The sequence below is a fragment of the Pararhizobium sp. LjRoot255 genome (assembly GCF_964252905.1).
Classification (GTDB): Bacteria; Pseudomonadota; Alphaproteobacteria; order Rhizobiales; family Rhizobiaceae; genus Pararhizobium.
In genome coordinates this window covers 749,194-767,974 of sequence record NZ_CAXUPQ020000001.1, presented here as the reverse complement: position 1 = coordinate 767,974, position 18,781 = coordinate 749,194, and the positions used below count along the sequence as shown (strand labels likewise).

At 59.1% G+C, this 18,781-nt stretch carries 17 protein-coding genes; 7 read left to right on the top strand and 10 right to left on the bottom strand.

Annotated elements, in window-relative coordinates:
- From ACSQ2W_RS03860 to ACSQ2W_RS03830, 7 genes are all read right to left on the bottom strand, one after another.
- Positions 1–1,017: a glycosyltransferase family 2 protein gene (locus ACSQ2W_RS03860; protein WP_436085071.1), complete on the bottom strand. Its 1,017-nt coding sequence runs from the start codon at positions 1,015–1,017 to the stop codon at positions 1–3.
- Positions 1,017–1,964, bottom strand: a complete 948-nt coding sequence (locus ACSQ2W_RS03855; RefSeq protein WP_436085070.1) for a glycosyltransferase — start codon at positions 1,962–1,964, stop codon at positions 1,017–1,019. The genes ACSQ2W_RS03860 and ACSQ2W_RS03855 overlap by 1 nt, the downstream gene beginning before the upstream one ends.
- A complete protein-coding gene (locus tag ACSQ2W_RS03850; RefSeq protein WP_436085069.1) occupies positions 1,961–2,959 on the bottom strand; it encodes a glycosyltransferase family 2 protein in 999 nt (332 codons plus the stop codon). Before ACSQ2W_RS03850 ends, ACSQ2W_RS03855 begins: the two co-directional genes overlap by 4 nt.
- A complete protein-coding gene (locus ACSQ2W_RS03845) occupies positions 2,956–4,155 on the bottom strand; it encodes a glycosyl transferase family 1 (RefSeq protein WP_436085068.1) in 1,200 nt (399 codons plus the stop codon). Before ACSQ2W_RS03845 ends, ACSQ2W_RS03850 begins: the two co-directional genes overlap by 4 nt.
- Before the next feature lie 89 nt (positions 4,156–4,244).
- On the bottom strand, positions 4,245–5,027 hold the full coding sequence (locus tag ACSQ2W_RS03840) for a family 16 glycosylhydrolase (RefSeq protein WP_436085067.1): 783 nt from the start codon (positions 5,025–5,027) through the stop codon (positions 4,245–4,247).
- Positions 5,024–6,136, bottom strand: a complete 1,113-nt coding sequence (locus tag ACSQ2W_RS03835; protein ID WP_436085066.1) for an acyltransferase family protein — start codon at positions 6,134–6,136, stop codon at positions 5,024–5,026. Before ACSQ2W_RS03835 ends, ACSQ2W_RS03840 begins: the two co-directional genes overlap by 4 nt.
- Before the next feature lie 441 nt (positions 6,137–6,577).
- Positions 6,578–8,062 (bottom strand): lipopolysaccharide biosynthesis protein, encoded by a 1,485-nt coding sequence (locus tag ACSQ2W_RS03830; protein ID WP_436085065.1) that lies wholly within the window; start codon positions 8,060–8,062, stop codon positions 6,578–6,580.
- Between the two features lie 116 nt (positions 8,063–8,178).
- On the opposite strand from ACSQ2W_RS03830, the gene ACSQ2W_RS03825 reads away from it, so the two are divergent.
- A complete protein-coding gene (locus ACSQ2W_RS03825; RefSeq protein ID WP_436085064.1) occupies positions 8,179–9,138 on the top strand; it encodes a glycosyltransferase family 2 protein in 960 nt (319 codons plus the stop codon).
- A gap of 104 nt (positions 9,139–9,242) precedes the next feature.
- Positions 9,243–10,193, top strand: a complete 951-nt coding sequence (locus ACSQ2W_RS03820; RefSeq protein ID WP_436085063.1) for a polysaccharide pyruvyl transferase family protein — start codon at positions 9,243–9,245, stop codon at positions 10,191–10,193.
- A gap of 39 nt (positions 10,194–10,232) precedes the next feature.
- On the opposite strand, the gene ACSQ2W_RS03815 is transcribed toward ACSQ2W_RS03820, so the two are convergent.
- Positions 10,233–11,246 (bottom strand): glycosyltransferase family 2 protein, encoded by a 1,014-nt coding sequence (locus tag ACSQ2W_RS03815; RefSeq protein ID WP_436085062.1) that lies wholly within the window; start codon positions 11,244–11,246, stop codon positions 10,233–10,235.
- Between the two features lie 150 nt (positions 11,247–11,396).
- Positions 11,397–11,684: an exopolysaccharide production repressor protein gene (locus tag ACSQ2W_RS03810; RefSeq protein ID WP_436085061.1), complete on the bottom strand. Its 288-nt coding sequence runs from the start codon at positions 11,682–11,684 to the stop codon at positions 11,397–11,399.
- 830 nt (positions 11,685–12,514) lie between these two features.
- On the opposite strand from ACSQ2W_RS03810, the gene ACSQ2W_RS03805 reads away from it, so the two are divergent.
- The 5 genes from ACSQ2W_RS03805 to ACSQ2W_RS03785 all read left to right on the top strand — a co-directional run bounded on the left by ACSQ2W_RS03805 (position 12,515) and on the right by ACSQ2W_RS03785 (position 17,352).
- On the top strand, positions 12,515–13,195 hold the full coding sequence (locus tag ACSQ2W_RS03805; RefSeq protein WP_436085060.1) for a sugar transferase: 681 nt from the start codon (positions 12,515–12,517) through the stop codon (positions 13,193–13,195).
- Between the two features lie 78 nt (positions 13,196–13,273).
- Positions 13,274–14,548, top strand: a complete 1,275-nt coding sequence (locus ACSQ2W_RS03800; RefSeq protein ID WP_436085059.1) for a polysaccharide biosynthesis/export family protein — start codon at positions 13,274–13,276, stop codon at positions 14,546–14,548.
- A 64-nt stretch (positions 14,549–14,612) separates the two neighbouring features.
- Positions 14,613–14,912, top strand: a complete 300-nt coding sequence (locus ACSQ2W_RS03795) for a hypothetical protein (protein WP_436085058.1) — start codon at positions 14,613–14,615, stop codon at positions 14,910–14,912.
- A 237-nt stretch (positions 14,913–15,149) separates the two neighbouring features.
- Positions 15,150–16,772, top strand: coding sequence for an ABC-F family ATP-binding cassette domain-containing protein (locus tag ACSQ2W_RS03790; RefSeq protein WP_436085057.1), 1,623 nt, complete (start codon positions 15,150–15,152; stop codon positions 16,770–16,772).
- Between the two features lie 112 nt (positions 16,773–16,884).
- Positions 16,885–17,352, top strand: a complete 468-nt coding sequence (locus tag ACSQ2W_RS03785) for an SRPBCC family protein (RefSeq protein WP_436085056.1) — start codon at positions 16,885–16,887, stop codon at positions 17,350–17,352.
- An 81-nt stretch (positions 17,353–17,433) separates the two neighbouring features.
- Here ACSQ2W_RS03785 and pepT read toward each other — a convergent pair whose 3' ends face one another.
- Positions 17,434–18,666, bottom strand: coding sequence for a peptidase T (gene pepT / locus ACSQ2W_RS03780; protein ID WP_436085055.1), 1,233 nt, complete (start codon positions 18,664–18,666; stop codon positions 17,434–17,436).
- Positions 18,667–18,781: the final 115 nt, after the last annotated feature.

Genomic DNA, 18,781 nt, shown 5'->3' with positions numbered 1-18,781 from the left:
CTATCCTTTGCTTTTGTGCGGGCTGTTGCCCGGGGTGGTTCTACTCATCGTTTTCGGCGGAGTGCCGAAAGCGCGAAGTGCGTTGAACGGTGCCATGAGGCGCCGCAGCCTGACAGCGATCGGCATGCGCAGATGCCGAATGGCCGCCGGATTTCTCCACGCGGTTCTCACCGCCTCGGAAAAGGCCCGGGCCTTGATCTGATCGACGAGGATGATGAACGACCGTGCATCCTCGATGCTGCGGTGGCGGCGGTGCTGGGCGGCCGTCGATGCCTCGTCCAGCCGGTGGTTTTTGAGAAACTCGGCATCGGCTGCGAGCATCGCGTCCACCTGATGCAGCTTCAGCACCCGGGAGATGGACCCGGTTCTGATGTAATAAGTGTAGCCGGCCGTCGGCTCGACGGCGCAGCGGCCGCCCTTGGCAAGGGCCGACGCGAGAAGCATGTAGTCCTCGCCGATTGGCAAGGTCTCGTCGAAGCGAAGGGCGTGTTCTTCCAGGAAGCGGCGCTCGAAGATCGGTTTCATGTAGCCGTAATTGTGTTCGGACTGGAACAGCACGTTTGACCCGATGAAGGCCGGAAGCGTCAGCGTCTCCAGTTTGGAGAGCTCTGCTTCCTGAAACATCCTCTTCGTTTCCCCATCCAGAGTGATGACATCGATATTGTCGACGACGATCTGTGCATCCGCACGCTTCGCCCGCGCAATCATCCGTGCCGTGCGGCCGGGGGAAATCGCATCGTCGGAATCGAGGATGACGATCCAGTCTCCGCGTGCGGCCGCAAGGCCCGCATTGCGCGCGCCGCCGGGACCGCGGTTTTTCTCGAGCCGGATCAGCCGTACCCGCGGATCGGTGTAGGCGCCGGCGATATCGGCCGTGTCGTCCGGCGAACAATCATCTATGACGATGACTTCGACGCTGACCCCGGTCTGGGCCAGTGCACTGTCGATGGCGCGCTCGATCGTGTCGCGCGCTTTGAACGCAGCCAGGACGAATGTCGCTTGCGGGTGATGTTCCATCAGGACGAACTGACCTCCGCGGCGCCGTACTGCTCGATTTCCCGCATGCCGAGGAGCCCGGTAAAGACGCCGGCATGCATTGAGGAACGCAGGATATATTGGTTCCGGCGAACCGGGGAGAAGAGGAAGGCGGCGCTGGCAAGCGCGCAATAACCGCTCTTGGCCGCGGCAAGCGCCAATTGGCGCATCTTGCCCGCCAGGCTGGATCCCGCCTCGATCAGGCGGCCATGCGTCTGGCCGAAGCGGAATTTGCGCTTGGCGAGCCATGAAAAGGCTGCGCGCTTCGCAGGCACAGGTTCCTGAACCCAGGCCGCCGGCGCATAGGCGATCGTGCCGCCCATCCGGTGCATATGCGTGAAGAACTCGGTATCCTCTCCACCGCTGCGGCCGAGCGCCAGGCTGAAGCGCCGTCCGGCGAGGGAGGGCGCTGCGAGACGCAGAAGGGCGTTACAGGTGTAACCGGTGATGATCCGGTCGCCGACCCAGACCGGGAACGTCGAATGAAAATCGCCCCGGCGCATCCAGCGCGGCGCGTCCTGGTCGTAGACGGCCTTGACCGGGCCGAGCACCACATCCGCCTCGGTCGCCTCTGCCGTTTCAATCAACCTGACGAGCCAGTCTTCGCTGGCGGTCTCATCGTCGTCGATGAAGGCAAGGAAATCCCCAGTGGCATTATCGAGGCAGGCATTGCGGGCAATCGAGATGTTCGAGGATGGACAATGCACATAGACGATCTGGTGCGGCACCAAGGCGCGCAAGGCGTTCACGCGACCTTCGGCGCTCGGTACCTCGTCATTATCCGCCACGATGATGCGGATCTCCGCGTTCTCGGGAACGGCGATCGAGCCCAGCGATCGCAGGGTTTGCTCAAGCTCCGTTCGCCGATAGGTGCACACACCGACGTCGATGCGAAGAAGGGGCTCTTTCCGGTCCATCTGCATTGTCATGAGGCGACCCGTCGATTGCGGACGTCGAGAAGCTCGCGCCAGAACCCGGCCGACCAGGCGAAATGCATCACCATGGCGGAAACTGCAGCGAGCGGCCCATAAGGGTTCCTCTGCCCCAGCGCCATCCAGGCGCCGTACCCAAGGCATGCGGCGGCCCAAAGAATGAAGGGAATGGCCGCGGCCCAATTGATCACGGCAAGCAGGGCGCCGACTGCGACCGGCACCACAGCAAGCGGCAGCATCTGACGGATGCTCGGCATTGCGCGATGCTTCAGAAAATTCTTGGCGCGCCCGCGGCCGTAGCCGAAATACTGGCGAAACAGCGTTCCGGCCGTGCTGCGTGGATAGTAGATCATGCTCGTCTTGTCGGTCATCCAAATCCTGTAGCCTGCCTTGTGCAGGCGATAGTCGAATTCCGCGTCCTCATTATGGCTGAACATTTCGTCATAGCCGCCGACGGCCTGAAAGGCGGAAATCCGCATCAGCGCGTGGTGGCCGTGATCCGCCCAATGGCCGGCCGCACCCGTGCGGTGCTTCGAACCGCCATTGCCAAGCTTGGAGTTCTGCGCGAAGGCCGTGGCTTTCTGGAACGTACTGATGCCGATGGTCTTCATAGCGACCACCACAGAGTCGGCGCCGGTCGCGATCGCGTCTTCCATCAGGCGCTGGCAATAATCCACCGGATATTCGCCATGCGCATCGATGCGGATCATGTAGTCGTAGTTCGCACCCAGAGTCGCGACCGCGAGGTTCACGGCTGCGCTTTGGATTTTCTTCGGGTTGTCGAGCAGCTTGACCTTCGGATTGACGCCGGCGATCCGCTGGATAATATCGCGCGTGCCGTCGGTGCTTCCGCCGTCGACCACGACGAGATCGGCGTCGAGGTCCTGCATGGCGCCTGCGAGCCTGGCGATCAGGGGTTCGATATACTTGGCCTCGTTGAGGCAGGGAATAACGATAAGGCTGCGGCCATGTTTCAGATCATCGGCTTTCATAGCAGTCCACCCTTATTGCTTTGCGTTTGGGAAGGCTCTTGCATCAATGCGGGATGTGCGTCGTTGGCGTGCAGGGCGCAGAGCCGGTTGACGAGCCGCTGGCAGTCGGCCCTGTCGAAGACCCAACTCTCAGAGCCGGTGGCGGCAACACGGTCGAATTCTGTGAGGTACCGCGCCGGCGCCATGTCGGCCAGAAGGCGGGCAAGCTCGGCGCTTTCGGCACAGTCCAGCAACAGGCCGATGTGTTTTGCCGAGAGGAAGCGGGCTGTCTCCGTGCCTCTCATGGCAATCGGAATCGCCCCATACCGGCATCCCTCATAGAGGCGGTTCGGCAACAGCCAGCTGGAGTTCAGCCCTTCCTCGAAGAAGTCGATGCCCCAGGAGAAATGGACCTCATGGTAGATGGCAGCGAGATCCTCGGGGTTTTTATAAGGCCCGTGAAACGTCATGAAGGGTTCGTTCTTCACGAAACCATCGAAATCGTCGAATTCGGAATAGGCCGGCCGGCCGCGCAACACGATCTCGAACTTTCCGTCCACGGCGCGCGAAAATTCCGCGAGAAGTTTCAGGGATTTCCGGCAGCGCAGGGCACCGAACCAGCCGATCTTCCAAGGTGCGCCGGGCTCGGGCGGCCGGGGCAAGGAAGGTTTTGCTGCCGTGCCGTCGCCAAGGTCTATGACCTTGTTTTCCAGAAGCAGCGTCGGGGCCCTCAGTTGCGAGATCGGCCGGAAATAACTCTCGATAAAGGCAGGCGAGCTGGTGACCAGCAGGCTGACATTGCGTCCGAGGTACTGCTCGGCAGCGCGCAGGGTGCTGCCCGCGAAGTCCTTGCGCAGCAGGAGACGGTGAATGTCCAGGCATTCGTAGACAATCGGGATGTCGCCGCCGAAAATCGCATTCGCCCTGTTGGCAAGGGCGAGCATCTCGAGATTGCGGGCAATGATGATGCCGGGCCTGGCGACCCCGCGAAGCTTGCCGCCAAGGACCATCGCAGCCTTGCCCACCGCGGCGATCCGCTGCGCAAACTTTCCGTCCCTGGTGATGCCAAGCTCGATGACGCCATCTGCGGACGGAGTGTCCCCACCGCGCCGGAACCCCGCCACTGTCACCTTGGCGCCACCTGCTTCAAGCGTCAGGGTCCTGCGCCTGATGGCCGGGTCCGCCACATCATGTGCCAGGTACAATACGTCCAGCATGAAAACTTCCTGTTTTCCGCTCAGCTTAGCCCGAGCCTAGTTCAGTTTTTTGTGCGTCGCAACATTGATATTGCGAGTGCGAATAAGACTTAATCAAGCTTGCAGGTGATGGATTCTGGAAACTGGCACTTGTCATCCGGCCCTGTGAAGGCGAAGCGGTCGATCTGCATCTTCGCGGGCCCCTGGTAGTCCAATTTGCCCATCCAGTCGCTCAAGGTGTCGGTACCCCAGAGACTGAAGAAGATTTTCTGGTCGTTGACGGGGATTTTCGCAGGGTCGGTAACGTCCTGGACCAAAGTCCCGTTGACGTAATACCGCAGGCGGTCCTTTTCCCAGACAAAGGCGTAATCGTTGAACGCCGCATTCGCGCCGCCCTCGACATCGACCAGTTTCTCGTTGCCGCCCTTGGCCGAAATATACTGGTTGACCTGAACCTTGCCGGAATCCTTGCCGAGGACCTCGAAGTCGATCTCGTCGTGCGGCTTCTTGTCGGTCGGTCCGATATAGGTGAAGAAGGCGGAGTTCAGGCCTGAGCCTTCAGCGGTCCTGATGCGCGCCTCATAGGTGCCGTAGCCGAAGCGCTTCAGGGTCTGGATCTCGCCGCAGACATAGTCCCGCTTGCCGGCCTTGCGCTGTTCGAAGGCCAGTTCGAGCACGCCATTCTGAACCGTGACCTGTTTCTTCGACCAGGTGCAGTTCTGGTGGGCACCATTGTCCCACCCGTCCGAAACGTACCAGATCTTTCGATCGATCTTGTCGAAATTCTCGACAAAGGATGTCCCTGTGTTCGCCCCTTGTGCAAGGGCGACCGCAGGAAGGCTGGCGGAAAGAACGGCAAGAATCGCCAGTGTTTTCGAGGTCGGTTTTGTCATCGTGTCGCTTTTTCCTCTGCGGAATAGGTTTCGGGCCATCCCTTCTGGTTCGCTCCGCTTTGCGTCGCGCGCTTCGGCGCGGAACCGGGCCGGCCCGCCCGGCTGCCGGTCAGGACAGCGTGCAGCCGTGGCGTCATGCGCTTGGCCGCATTGTGCGAGGCGATGAGAATGAGAAGGGCAAGAAGCGGCGTTGAGAAATAGAAGAGCGGGTAGAGCTCCGGCTCCGCCGCCTTGTTCCAGAACATCCAGAAGCCGACCAGCAGCGGGTAGTGGCCGCAGAAGATCCAGAAACTGAGACCTTCCGTCTGGGAAAGCCGCATGCCAAGGCGTGAGCGCACCAGGATCGCCGAAATTGCCCAGGAACCGACAATGCCGCAGATCGCCGTCAGGTTGCGCAGGATGTCGATCACTGCGGGGAAATCCGGGCCGGTCCAATAGAGTGCGGTCGCCAGCAATACGGCAGCCGTCAGAAACAGCGCAGAAATTTTCTCCGCATGCGGGTCCAGCATCCGGACATCGATCTTGTGGAGGCTCGCATAGATGCCGCAGCTGAAGCCGAACAGAATCGATTTTTTCAGGAAAATGCCGTTGGGGATCGGGAAGACGGCATAGATGAAGAAAATCGCCAGCGTCGCAAGCGGGTATCGCTTGATCAGCTGCCCGAGAACCGGCGCAAGCAGGATGCAGAGAAGCAGGTCGCGCAGGAAATAGAGAGGAATGTTGATCGGCGGCGCTTCGCTTGCAAAGGCAAGGGTCGCCAACTCGCGCGGCGCCGCATTGATCGCATCCGGAAGATAGCCGAAGCCTATGCCCTCTCCCTCTGCAATATAGACGAATGCCAGGAAAGCGAGATTCCAGATCAGGAACGGCAGGAGAACCGTCCGCGCCTTGGAGCGGATCGTCTTGCCGTAGTCGAAGGCATCAAGCCCGCGGCGGAACAGGAGATAACCGGAAATCGCGCTCAGGCACGGAACGCCGACGCGGAAAATACTATCTCCCAGGAAAACACGGATCCAGTCGATGAAGCCATTGGTACCGAGAAATGGGCTGGTCTGCGGATCATAGGGAACGTGGACAAAGACGATCCCCGAGATGAGCAAGATGCGCATCAGATTGATCCGCGATGATATGTTCGCGTCGATAACCAAGACGACATCCCCTGTTTGGGCCACTCCCCCCAAAGCGGCCGTTTCAACCAGAGCAGACTTGAACCTGCGTCGTGGAAGATAGGGCAGTGCGGGTCAAAAAATATGGCACCGCAGCAGAAAAATGACCTGTCATGCTGCAATGCACGCGGTTTGGAGACGAAAAAAATACCCATCCGGGGAGCAATCTTTGCCCCGATGTTTCCGAAAAATGGTCGAGTCACAGCGGTTTGAAGAATATGCGAATATTCCGATAAGAGCCGCTCGGCATATATTTCTGCCGGAAAAATTTTATTCAAAAATACACGATTTTGCACGTCAAGGTTTATGAGATCGCTCTGCTCGGTCCGGATGTGTCCCGAAATAAGGCGCTCCCACAACCCTGCGGCGATGCATTCGCAGAGTTCACGCTCCGGTGTTTTCCGCTTCGGTTCTGCGACGCCTGCTCTTGACGAGTTCGTAGATCTTTTTAAGCAGCGACCGTTCCGTAAGGGCCACAAACACGGTGTAGACAAGCCCGCCGATCACCGCGCCAACAACGAGCTGCAGCACCGGATTTGGCAAGAGAGGATCGAAAGTCTCGAGCAGATAACGAACGAGGAGCGCCATCACCAGCGCCATCAGCATGGGGCGGCTGCTGACATAGAGGCCTTTGATGAAGGGTGTCCCGTCCGCGCGAAAGACCGCCCAGGAATAGGCGACCAGCGTTACGGCATTGACGATGCAAAGCCAGATCATCGCATCGACGAGCGTACCGGTGCTTGCGCCATAGGCGACCGCCGCGCAGGTAGCAATCGCGCGAATGACGGCGGACCAGAAGAGCGCGCGGCCGTGCCCCACGCCCTTCAAGTAGGGAATGAAGGTGCTGCAAGGCGTCAGAATGCCTTTCGAAAGCGCAAGCAGCCCCAGCACCGGCCAGGCATAAGCCCACTGCTGGCCGAAGAGAACACGCATCGAAGGTTCAGCGAGGGCCCAGAGGCCGAACATCATCGGAGCGAGCAATACGGTCGTCACCTGGGTGCTGAACATCAACGCCTGCGACCGGCGCTGCCTGTCATCCATCATGCCGCTGAAAGCCGGGAAAAGAACGCCCATGACGGCGGAAAGCACGACCTGGTTCGGAATGCTGGCAAAGCGGTTGGCGGCCGAATAGGCGCCGGCATCGGCAAGGCCCAGATAGCGCGAAATGATCACCATCGGTGACTGGAAGGTGATGAAGTTGGCGATTTCCGAGCCCATCATGCCAAGGCTGAAACGGCTCAATCCGACGACCCGGCGAGGGTGGAAAACGAAGCGCGGCATATAGTGCGAGACTGTATAGAGGCCGCAAAGGCGCACGACGGCGGAGACGAAGAGCTGCGCGATCAATGCCCATACGCCCCAGCCGAGAAGCGCCATCATAACGGCAACGACGGCACCAAGCGATTCGGAGACCATGCTCCAGACGGCGTCCTTGCTGAAGTTCATGCGCCGGGCGAGCAGCGAATAGGCAACATCCCCGCCGAGTTGCAGCGGGATGAGAAAACTCATGATTCTCAAAAGGTAAGCGGCTTCGGGAGCGCCAAGCAGGGCCGCAAAGAAATCCGCATAGACATAGAGCCCAAGCGCCATAAGGCAGGAAATCGCCAAGTTTGCCCAGAAGACGGAATGGACGGTTTCCATTTCCTCTTCCCGCTGAATGACCAGGGCCGAAGTCAGTCCGGCGCCGCCGATCATGGCGAGAAACTGGACGACGGTGAGCGCCACGGCAACGGCACCGAACTCCTGCGGCGTGAGAATACGGGCGAGAATCGGCACGGTGACAAACTTAAGCCCGAATGTGCTTGTCTTGGATAAAATGCTCCAACCGACATTGCTCGTGACGGATTTGACGTTCACTCTAGGGGGCATGGCGTAAATCCTATGTGTCGATGGGAGGATCAAGGCAGAGGAGTGGCGCTGGGGCAGGGCGCAGCCTGAGGGAGGAAACCAGCAACATCTTCTAGACAAACCGCAAGGACGAAAAGATGGCGAAATTTACGGTTATCATTCCTTACTACCAGAAACAGGCTGGAATTCTGCGACGGGCGCTGGAGTCCGTTTTCGCGCAGAGTTACCAGAATTTCGATATCATCATCGTCGATGATCAGTCTCCCTTCCCGGTGGAAATCGATCTCGACAGCCTGCCGCAGGAGCAGCGCGCGCGCATCAAGGTGATCAAACAGCCGAACGCCGGGCCGGGCGGAGCGCGCAACACGGGCCTTAACAACGTTACGGCGCAAACGGATTTTGTCGCCTTTCTCGATTCCGACGACCTTTGGATCAAGGATCATCTCAGGAACGCCCACGACGCGATGACACGTTTCGGATCGGATTGCTACTGGGCTTCGATCACCGGCGGAGACGCCTTTTACTATCATTTCGGCGTGGCCGAACTGCAGAAATCCGAGACTGTCATCCGGCTTTCCGAGAGCCCGCTGGTTCTTGAAGTTCCCGAATTCCCCAAGGTCATGCTCCGGGATTGGAGCTTCCTGCACCTGTCCTGCATGGTTATCGGGCGAAAACTGTTCGAGGCCCTTCGCTTTGAAGCGGAGCTTCGTCTGGCAGCGGAAGATGTCCTGTTCTTTTGCGACTGCGCGATCACCGCCGAGCGGGTCGTCCTTTGCAGCGACCCTGGCGCGGTACGGGGCGAGGGTGTCAATATCTTCCACAGTATCGATAGTGATTCTCCGCAGTTTCTCTCGCAGCAATTCAACACCTGGGTTGCACTCGATACGTTGGAGGGGCGATTTCCGCGCAAGACAGCGGAAGCCGCTTCCATCCACTCCTACAAGCATACCGCAAGGAAACAGGCTCTCTGGAGTCAGGCGCGTCGGGTCAAGCGGCGGAAGATGCCGCAGTTCAATCTGCTCGCACGCTGGGTCTGGCGCGATCCGAGACTGTTGCAAAGTGCGCTTCAGCTTGCCGTCGGCAAATTATCACGTTAGCCTTCGCAGATGCAGCATTTTTTTGCTGCGCACACTGACGTGCGCGACTGCCTGAGGCATGTCGTGTCCTTTCAAGTCCCTTGGCGATGCACACAGGAGATGTCATGGACCCTTATTACTGGGAATCGCAGCACGGAAACTTCGGCGACGACCTCAATCTGTGGCTATGGGACTTTTTGATCCCGGGCTTTCGCGAAGTCCACACGGAAACCCTTCTCGTCGGCGTCGGTACGGTCCTCAATCGCGCGCTCCTGCCGGAGGGCCGGCACAAGCTGGTGCTGGGAAGCGGCTTCGGCTACGGCACCCTGCCGGATATGAGCGATAGACGCGAATGGGACATCCGCTGCGTGCGCGGTCCTCTGACGGCGCAGAAGGTGGGCATCGATCCAAAACTCGGCATCATCGACCCGGCCGTCATGGTTGCCGAAATGCCCGAATTCAAAAATCTGCCGAAGAAGCACAAGAAGAGCTTCGTTCCCCACTGGGAATCGGCGGCTGCCGGCATATGGCCAGTCATTTGCGGAACCGTCGGCCTGCACTACATCGACCCGCGCGGTGACGCCAAGGAGGTCATTCGCGAGATCGCCCAATCGGAACTGATCATCGCTGAATCGATGCATGGCGCCATTCTCTCCGACGCGTTTCGCGTGCCATGGGTAGCGGTTACGACATCCAACAGCATCAACAGCTTCAAATGGAACGACTGGGCTGAGACCGTCGGCGTTACCTATCGTCCGCGTCACGTCCCCGTATCGACCCGTGCCGAAGCGATCGCCAAGGGCGCGCGCTTCTGGGGCATCGGCTTCGACGCCCGGCAACCCGCGTTGGAAGACCCGAACAAGCGGCAGATCGACGACAGTGCGATGGTCGCGGTGCGCGACCCCACGCAGACCTCGCTGCGTGTTGCCGCAAAGCAGCTGCTCGCCGCGCCATCGGCCCTGTCGCTGTGGCAGGCGGCACGCGCCACGCCGCAGCTGAGCGCCGATCATGTTCTAGCGGAGCGCAAGGAGCGCTTTCTGGACGTTATCGACAGCGTGCGCCGCGCCTATTTATAAGCCGCGGCCTTGACGATCGAGCCGCCGTCGATGCCAGCTTCAGGCTGCAGTTGATGGCGGCTGCAGGAGGTAGCGCAGCGCGCCCGATCCGCCAAGCGCCACCGGCGCCGCTTCAGGCTGCCGGCGAAAACGTTCGGTCTTGTCGGCAAGGATGCCACCGGCGATCGCCGGGATCGCGGCTGGCTTGCCGAGCGCGTAGAGCAGGGCGGCCTTCGGGCCGGATTGCCGCTTGATATCGAGGAATTCCCGAAGCTCGTATCGTCCGCGAATATGGCGCTCGTGCCGGCTGATCAGCGCTCTTGCCTGGTCGGAAAGGCCGGTCTGCGACAGGATTGCCCTGTCGGCCTCGTAGAGCCGCTTCAAATCGATTGTGCGGTGGCTGCCGCTCAGCGAATTGCCGCGGACGACCGCGCCATAGCCGCAGCTGTGAATGATCCTGTAGCGCGCGCCCTTCGTCAGCGCGCGGGCGTAGAGGTCGTAGTCCTCGCCGAGCCGCAGGCTTTCCTGATAGCGAAGCTTGTGCGCGTCCAGAAAATCACGCCGCATCAGCGGTTTAAGAAATCCGATCTCGCCGCGTCGCACACCACGTTTTGAGATATTGCCCTCGATGAATTCGCTGAGATCAAGCGTACGCGGCGCGGCCGGGAAGGCTTCAAGCACCAGATGCGCGCTCGATGCCCGTTCCTCGTCGACAAAGGCTATGTTGTCGGCAATGAAATCCCAGTCCGTCTGCGACAGAAGGTTTTTCAGTCGGCCGGCAAAGAAAAAATCATCGGCATCGAGGATCGCAAGCACCGGCGCGTTCGAGAGCGAGATGGCGTGATTGCGGGCAGCAGCCGGTCCCTTGTTGATGTCGAAGCTTGCGACGGTCAGCCTGCCGGTACCGTCGTCCACTTGCCGGGAAACATCCGCAGTGCCGTCGCTCGAGCCGTCGTCAACGACGATCACCTCCGCGGTTTCAGGTTCCGCCAGCGCTGACTGGATCGCGCGCCCGATCGTCTCGGCCGCATTTTTCGCGGCTATGATGACGCAGACATCGGCATTCGGTTTCATGATTATCTTCCTCTATCGCTGTCATGCCGAAACTAGGCCGGCTTTGAACAGGCGACAAGGCACGATGTTGCACTTGCGAAGGGTTTGCCGTCTTCGCGCTCTGCAAAAGGATACCGGAAATAGGAACTCAGGCGCAGTTTATCAGCGCGTTCAGGAGTTGAAGTGGCGCGGATTGTTAGGAACGCGAAGGGTTTTCGGCTCTTTGTCGTCTCCGGCCGATGTGGAGGCCGCCGAATGGCCCCGAGTCACTTTCCGGCGACCCCTGCCTTCTCTTGTCACGAGCGCCACGACGGCGACGAAGTATCCGGCCTGCAACAGAACGGCGCAGACCAATGTCTGCCAAGCCGTGGTCCAGGCCGAGCCAGTCAAAAAGTAGGTCGCGATGGCAAAAACGGCCAAGCAACCCAACATGCTGACAAAAACACGTGGTGCAAACATCAGGACACCCTCAAGGCTACGTCTTGATTTGCGCGCATCATGGAAAAAACACCTTCTCCTCTTAGGCGATTATTAACATATCGAACGTGGGCTGCAGATTCAACCGCTGCCGGGACACTATGTTTCATCTTTGTCAGAACCATTTATCGCATCAAATCTTAGCTCGCATTTAAATTCATCTGTAGATTGCGCGATAGCTGGAACATTTTTGGTGTCATCGGACACGACGACACGCCCGTCGGCCACCTTGCATCGCTTGCTGCGTGCGACGGCCTGCAAATCAGTGCACGAAACAGGATTTAGCCACATTTCCGCCGACCTTCCTTCCGGCGATACAATCAGAGGATGATTTGCGCGATTTAAATACCTAGAGATTGCGGAAAAACAGCTTAATTGGTCAACTTTTGTTACAAAATTAGCTGTTTTTAATAAAAACATGTGCAGTGCAAAATAATGTTGCGTTGCAAAAAATGCGCATCAAAAAATGAATAAATTGAGTATAATGTAAAAATATCTAAGCGTAATAAAATATAAATCAGACCACTAAATCGCTTTAAAAAAGAATAAATTACAATCTATTCTCTTGATATTTTCAGTCTATCGTGATTTTAGTCTATAAATAGCTTTGATTTTATGACGAAATGATGGGGAATTATCGACTAATAATCGTATATTTCTTTTTAACTTAAGAGCGGACCTGCTGTGACGCGAAATGCGGCATGAAATCTGCCTTTAAAAAACAAAATCTGCCTCTACACTCCCTCGTGTAATTGATGCCATGCGCCCCAAGGGGACCCGACCAATCGCCAACGCAAATGGAGTTACCTCCCATGAAGTCTGCGACTCGATCGGCAAGTTCGCCGTATTTTACGACCATCGAAGCCGGGGCACACCGGCCGATAGGGGGAATATCAAAGAGGGGGTTCGACATCGCTGCAGCGTCTCTGGCGCTCGTCGTCTTTAGTCCGATTTTTCTGCTTCTCATGGCCCTGGTGAAGTTTTCGGACGGGGGGAGTGTCTTTTATGGACACCGCCGCGTCGGTCACAATGGCCGCTTCTTCAAATGCCTCAAGTTCCGCACCATGGCGCCGAACGCAGACAGGATTCTGCAGGACCATCTGCGCAAAAACCCCAAAGCCTATGAGGAATGGCAGGCGACCCGCAAACTGCAGGACGACCCGCGCGTCACGGTGGTTGGTAGTGTTCTGCGCAAACTGAGCCTTGATGAGCTTCCACAACTCCTCAACATCATCCGCGGTGACATGAGCGTTGTCGGCCCGCGTCCCGTCGTGGAAGACGAGCTTGAACTTTATGAAAACTCGGCCGTCTACTATCTGAAGTCACGCCCCGGCCTGACCGGCCTGTGGCAGGTCAGCGGCCGCAACGATGTTTCCTATGCTGCACGGATCGCCTTCGATACGCACTACGTCACCAATTGGTCGCTGATCAACGATGTCGTCATCGTTGCAAAGACAATTCCGGCCGTCTGCCTGTCCCGAGGCAGCTACTGATCTCAGTCTTCAGTCTGTGCATATGCCGCTTCCGTCGACACGCCGGGATCGGCTTTGTTAATTAAGTGAGGGATTTTTATGAAAAGAAGTCTTTGTCTAGGACTTCCTGCCCTTGGCAAGCGAGCCGCAGGTGCGGCGCGCCTTTCCGCACTCGCGTTCGCAATCGGCGTTTCGGGTATTCAGGCGGCTTTTGCCGACGATTATACGCTGGGCGCCATGGATAAGTTGAGAATCCGCGTTGCGGAGTGGCAGACCGCCGAAGGAACCGTCAGGGATTGGTCCGCCATCAGCGGCGACTATACGGTCGGCGCTTCGGGCGGCATTTCCCTGCCGTTTCTAGGGACCCTGCCTGCCTCGGGGAAAACGACGACCGAGATCGCCGATGAAGTCGGGCTGCAGCTTCAAAAACTGTTCGGCTTGCCGGATCGTCCGTCTGCCTCGGTCGAACTTGCTCAGTACCGCCCAATCTATTTGGCCGGCGACGTTCAGACGCCTGGAGAATATCCGTTCGCGCCGGAGATGACCGTGCTGAAGGCGGTGAGCCTTGGCGGCGGACTGCGCCGGGCCGAAAGCGGTCAGCGTTTTGCGCGCGATTTCATCACGGCCCAGGGCGAATCCTCCGTGCGGATTGCCGAGAGAAACCGGCTCCTCGTCCGGCGCGCGCGGCTTCAGGCGGAGATCGCCGAAAAGACCGACATTGCCGTTCCCCCGGAACTGAAAAATGCCGCCGATGCTGCAAGTCTCGTCGAAAGCGAAAAGGCCCTGATGGTCTCGCGCGACAAACGCCTGAAGCTTCAACTCACGCAGTTGGCGGAGTTGAAATCCCTGCTGCAGAACGAGATCGAGTCCCTCGGCAAGAAGTCCGTCACCCAGAACCGGCAACTGGAACTGGTCATGGACGACAAAGACAAGGTCGATACGCTGGCGGAAAAGGGACTTGCGCTCAGTGCGCGCAAGCTCACCGTCGAACAAAGAGCCGCGGAACTGCAGGCGGCCCTGCTTGACATCGACACGGCGTCGTTGAAAGCCAAGCAGGACGTCAGCAAGGCAAGTCAGGACGAGACCAATCTTCGAAATGATTGGGATGCCCAGCTCGCCCAGGAACTGCAGAATACCGAAGCGGAACTGGATACGCTGGACCTGAAGCTCACCACCAGCCGCGACCTCATGACCGAAGCACTCCTGCAATCTGCCGATGCGGCTCAGACGCCGCAAGCCGGGGCGGCTGCGAGCATCACCTATTCCATCGTCCGGCAAAAGGATGGAAAATCGACGAAGATACCGGCGGATGAAGGGACCCCTATCCTGCCGGGCGATGTCGTCAAGGTCGAGCCCGTCGCTGTAACCCAGTGACGAGGCCCGACTGGTGCCGATCGTGCAACCGTGAAGCCGGAGAATACTGGCAGAAGGGCTTCCCATGACCAAGACACCAGCGCGAAACCACGGGCCAAGTCTGAACGTCGATGGCGACGCAACCGATACGGAGATAAATCGGAAACTGGCGGAGCATTTGAGAGCGAATGCAATCAAGGTCACGCCAGATGTGGATATGGTGACAACTGCGCAACAGCCCGCAGGCTTTGGCCGGAGATCCGCCCTGATCCCAGTGAGGGCTTTTGCCATGGCAATCGCCCAGATCTTCGGCCTGGTGATGCTCATTATCCTTATGATCTTCGCCTCGATCCATGCCCACCTCTATGAAAAAGAGGTGCGGTAAGGGAGTCGATTTTGACAACGCCCTCCCGTTTTCGGCCGCGTTAACGCCTCCTGGCTGCGGGATGGCGCCGGTCGCCGTGATCCTCGTGGGCGCTAGGAATACACTGCGTTTCTGAAATGGGCGAGGCTTGCCAGTTTCAGGTCCGCAGCGACACGGCCATTTACGTTGCGGAAAATTTGCGATACGCCCCGCGGCACATCCCTTTTGCCGCCGCAACGTTTTGGACCTCACGCACACATGATCCGTATCGACAATATCAGCAAGCAGAACAGCCACCGGCTGCTCTTCATCGAGGCCTCCGCGGCGCTCAACAGGGGTGAGAAGATCGGCCTCGTTGGCCCGAATGGGGCCGGCAAGACAACGCTCTTCCGGATGATCACTGGCGAGGAGCAGCCTGACGAGGGCCAGGTGTCCGTCGATAAGGGCATGACCATCGGCTATTTCAACCAGGATGTGGGCGAGATGGCTGGTCACGGCGCCGTCGCCGAAGTGATGAACGGTGCCGGCCCGGTGAGCGATGTTGCCGCTGAGCTGCATGAGCTCGAGGCGGCCATGTCTGACCCCGATCGCGCCGACGAGATGGACGCGATCATCGAGCGCTATGGCGAGGTGCAGGCGCGCTACGAGGAACTGGACGGCTATGCCCTGGAAGGCCGCGCGCGCGAGGTTCTGGCGGGTCTGAGTTTCAGCCAGGAGATGATGGATGGCGACGTCGGCAAGCTGTCTGGCGGCTGGAAGATGCGCGTGGCGCTAGCCCGTATTCTCCTCATGCGGCCGGATGCCATGCTTCTCGACGAGCCGAGCAACCACCTGGATCTCGAAAGCCTGATCTGGCTCGAGGAATTCCTGAAAGGTTATGAGGGCGCTTTGCTGATGACCTCGCACGACCGCGAGTTCATGAACCGCATCGTCACCAAGATCATCGAGATCGACGGCGGATCGCTGACGAGCTATTCGGGCGACTATGCATTCTACGAGCAGCAGCGGGCGCAGAACGAGAAGCACCAGCAGGCCCAGTTCGAGCGGCAGCAGGCGATGCTCGCCAAGGAAATCAAGTTCATCGAGCGCTTCAAGGCGCGTGCCTCGCACGCAGCCCAGGTACAGAGCCGCGTGAAGAAGCTGGACAAGATCGAACGGGTGGAGCCGCCCAAGCGGCGCCAGGCGGTGGCATTCGAGTTTCAGCCGGCGCCGCGCTCGGGCGAGGACGTGATCAACCTCAAGAACGTGCACAAGAGCTATGGCAGCCGCAGCATCTATGAAGGGCTGGACTTCATGGTGCGCCGCCGCGAGCGCTGGTGCATCATGGGCATCAACGGCGCCGGCAAATCCACGCTTCTGAAACTCGTTGCAGGCTCGGCCGAGCCGGATCAGGGCAGAGTCGCCCTGGGCGCCAGCGTCAAGATGGGCTATTTCGCGCAGCACGCGATGGATATTCTGGACGGCGAGCGCACTGTGTTCCAGTCGTTGGAGGACGCGTTCCCGAAGGCGGGGCAAGGTCCATTGCGGGCGCTGGCGGGCTGTTTCGGCTTTTCCGGCGACGATGTGGAGAAGAAATGCCGGGTGCTGTCGGGCGGCGAGAAGGCGCGGCTGGTGATGGCGATCATGCTGTTCGACCCGCCGAACCTCTTGGTGCTGGACGAGCCGACCAACCACCTCGATCTCGATACCAAGGAAATGCTGATCAAGGCGCTGTCCGAATACGAGGGCACCATGCTGTTCGTTTCCCACGACCGGCATTTCCTGGCAGCTCTCTCCAACCGGGTGCTGGAACTGACGCCCGATGGCATCCACCAATATGGCGGAGGCTACACGGAATATGTGGCCCGTACCGGCCAGGAGGCGCCGGGGCTGCGCAGTTGAGCGGCTGAATCCCGGCCGGTATTTTTCAGGTCGCTGATGTCTGCTGATGTATAATGTCGCAAGCGCCTCTCGGCGCTTTCCGCGGGTTTAAAAGCTTGAAGCCGGATGTGCGATGTCTTCGACCGAGTTTCATCTTGTTACGGAATGGATCGTCGATTCGCCGGTTGAAGATGTCTGGCGGATGCTCAACACGCCTGAGACCTGGCCTGATTGGTGGCCGTCCGTGAAACAGGTCGATGTTTTGCGCGAGGGCGACGAAGTGGGAATCGGTTCCGTCCTCCGGATGCGATGGTCCACCGCGCTGCCCTACGACCTCACCTTCGAGATGCAGACGGTGAGGGTCGAGCCGCTTGTGACCATCGAGGGCCGAGCCACCGGCGAACTTGAAGGCATCGGCCGGTGGACGCTGCGACCCGAGGGCTCGAAATGCCATGTGCGCTACGATTGGATCGTCAAGGTGACGAAGCCTTGGATGGTCAGATTTTCATTCATCCTGAAGCCGATCTTCCGCTGGAACCATAACGTCGTCATGGAACGCGGCCGGCGTGGTCTTGTGCGTCACCTCGCCCGCGATCGCTGAAGAACGTCGCCTCGATTTCACGCCTTGTTCCGATCGACAACGGTCGCGGTCCACGACCCGATTCAACCAGGCAAGGTCTGGCTAAGCACGCTCTTCCCAGATTTTCGCCAGTTCGACGAGCGTCTTGACGGCCTTTTCCATGTCCTGCCGGCTGATCCATTCGAGCGGCGAGTGGAAGGCGTGGCCGCCAGCGAAGATATTGGGGCAGGGAAGGCCCATGAACGACAGCCGCGAACCATCGGTGCCGCCGCGGATACTGCCACGCACAGGCTCCATGCCGGCGCGGCGGATTGCCTCGATGGCGTTTTCGACGAGCTGCGGATGACGGTCCAGGATGGCCTTCATGTTACGATATTGCTGCTTGATCTCGAAGGTGCAGGACGAACCCGGATACTCCGCCATCACGCCCTTGACGAGCGTCTCCAGCATGGTTTCCTTGGCGGCAAGGCCCTCATCGTCAAAATCGCGGACGATGAAATTCAGGACTGCCCTTTCCATCGAGCCGGTCACGCCCGTCGGGTGAACGAAGCCCTCCCGGCCGGCGGTCGTCTCAGGTGCTGCGTCCTTCGGCAGCCGGCTGAGAATTGTACCGGCGATCTTGGCTGCATTCTCCATCTTGCCCTTGGCGAAGCCGGGGTGGATGGCGACGCCCTGAATGGTGATCTCGACGCCATCGGCCGAGAAGGTCTCGTCTTCGATATGCCCGGCTGTTTCGCCGTCGACCGTATAGGCGAACGCGGCGCCCAGCTTTCCGAGATCGACCTTGTCGACCCCTCGGCCTATTTCCTCGTCCGGGGTGAAGAGGATTTTGATGGTGCCATGCCGGATGTCCGGATTGTCGACCAGGACCTGCGCGGCCGTCATGATCTCGGCAAGGCCGGCCTTGTCGTCGGCGCCGAGCAGGGTCGTGCCATCGGTCGTGATGATATCGTTGCCGACCTGGTCGCGCAGCGCCGGATTATCGCTGACGCGAATGATCTGCTGCGGATCGCCTGAAAGCTGGATGTCGCCACCTTTGTAGTCCTGGATAATTTGCGGCTTGACGTTTGTTCCCGTAAAATCGGGAGCGGTATCCATGTGCGAGCAAAAGCAGATCACCGGTACAGGCTTGTCGACATTGGACGGAATGGTCGCATAGACGTAGCCATGCTCATCGCCATGCGCGTCGGACAAGCCGATTGCCTGCAATTCCGCAACCAGCACGCGGCCGAGGTTCTGCTGCTTCTCGGTCGAGGGTTGCGCGGGCGACTTGGGATCCGATTGCGTATCGATGACGACATAGCGAAGGAAACGATCGACAACGGTGTCCGTCATGGGCTCAGGTCCATTTTTCTTGCTCGTGACAAACGGCTATAGCCTTCGCCGGCGGTGCCGTGAATGGAATTTTCGCTTTGTCGAGGAAATTCGCAAGCGCGGGGCCACAAGTTCC

Excerpts from the sequence above, each read along its gene's own strand:
- ACSQ2W_RS03860 (WP_436085071.1), bottom strand. The coding sequence starts at position 1,017 with ATGGAACATCACCCGCAAGCGACATTCGTCCTGGCTGCGTTCAAAGCG.
- ACSQ2W_RS03855 (WP_436085070.1), bottom strand. The coding sequence starts at position 1,964 with ATGACAATGCAGATGGACCGGAAAGAGCCCCTTCTTCGCATCGACGTC.
- ACSQ2W_RS03850 (WP_436085069.1), bottom strand. The coding sequence starts at position 2,959 with ATGAAAGCCGATGATCTGAAACATGGCCGCAGCCTTATCGTTATTCCC.
- ACSQ2W_RS03845 (WP_436085068.1), bottom strand. The coding sequence starts at position 4,155 with ATGCTGGACGTATTGTACCTGGCACATGATGTGGCGGACCCGGCCATC.
- ACSQ2W_RS03840 (WP_436085067.1), bottom strand. The coding sequence starts at position 5,027 with ATGACAAAACCGACCTCGAAAACACTGGCGATTCTTGCCGTTCTTTCC.
- ACSQ2W_RS03835 (WP_436085066.1), bottom strand. The coding sequence starts at position 6,136 with ATGCGCATCTTGCTCATCTCGGGGATCGTCTTTGTCCACGTTCCCTAT.
- ACSQ2W_RS03830 (WP_436085065.1), bottom strand. The coding sequence starts at position 8,062 with ATGCCCCCTAGAGTGAACGTCAAATCCGTCACGAGCAATGTCGGTTGG.
- ACSQ2W_RS03825 (WP_436085064.1), top strand. The coding sequence starts at position 8,179 with ATGGCGAAATTTACGGTTATCATTCCTTACTACCAGAAACAGGCTGGA.
- ACSQ2W_RS03820 (WP_436085063.1), top strand. The coding sequence starts at position 9,243 with ATGGACCCTTATTACTGGGAATCGCAGCACGGAAACTTCGGCGACGAC.
- ACSQ2W_RS03815 (WP_436085062.1), bottom strand. The coding sequence starts at position 11,246 with ATGAAACCGAATGCCGATGTCTGCGTCATCATAGCCGCGAAAAATGCG.
- ACSQ2W_RS03810 (WP_436085061.1), bottom strand. The coding sequence starts at position 11,684 with ATGTTTGCACCACGTGTTTTTGTCAGCATGTTGGGTTGCTTGGCCGTT.
- ACSQ2W_RS03805 (WP_436085060.1), top strand. The coding sequence starts at position 12,515 with ATGAAGTCTGCGACTCGATCGGCAAGTTCGCCGTATTTTACGACCATC.
- ACSQ2W_RS03800 (WP_436085059.1), top strand. The coding sequence starts at position 13,274 with ATGAAAAGAAGTCTTTGTCTAGGACTTCCTGCCCTTGGCAAGCGAGCC.
- ACSQ2W_RS03795 (WP_436085058.1), top strand. The coding sequence starts at position 14,613 with ATGACCAAGACACCAGCGCGAAACCACGGGCCAAGTCTGAACGTCGAT.
- ACSQ2W_RS03790 (WP_436085057.1), top strand. The coding sequence starts at position 15,150 with ATGATCCGTATCGACAATATCAGCAAGCAGAACAGCCACCGGCTGCTC.
- ACSQ2W_RS03785 (WP_436085056.1), top strand. The coding sequence starts at position 16,885 with ATGTCTTCGACCGAGTTTCATCTTGTTACGGAATGGATCGTCGATTCG.
- pepT (WP_436085055.1), bottom strand. The coding sequence starts at position 18,666 with ATGACGGACACCGTTGTCGATCGTTTCCTTCGCTATGTCGTCATCGAT.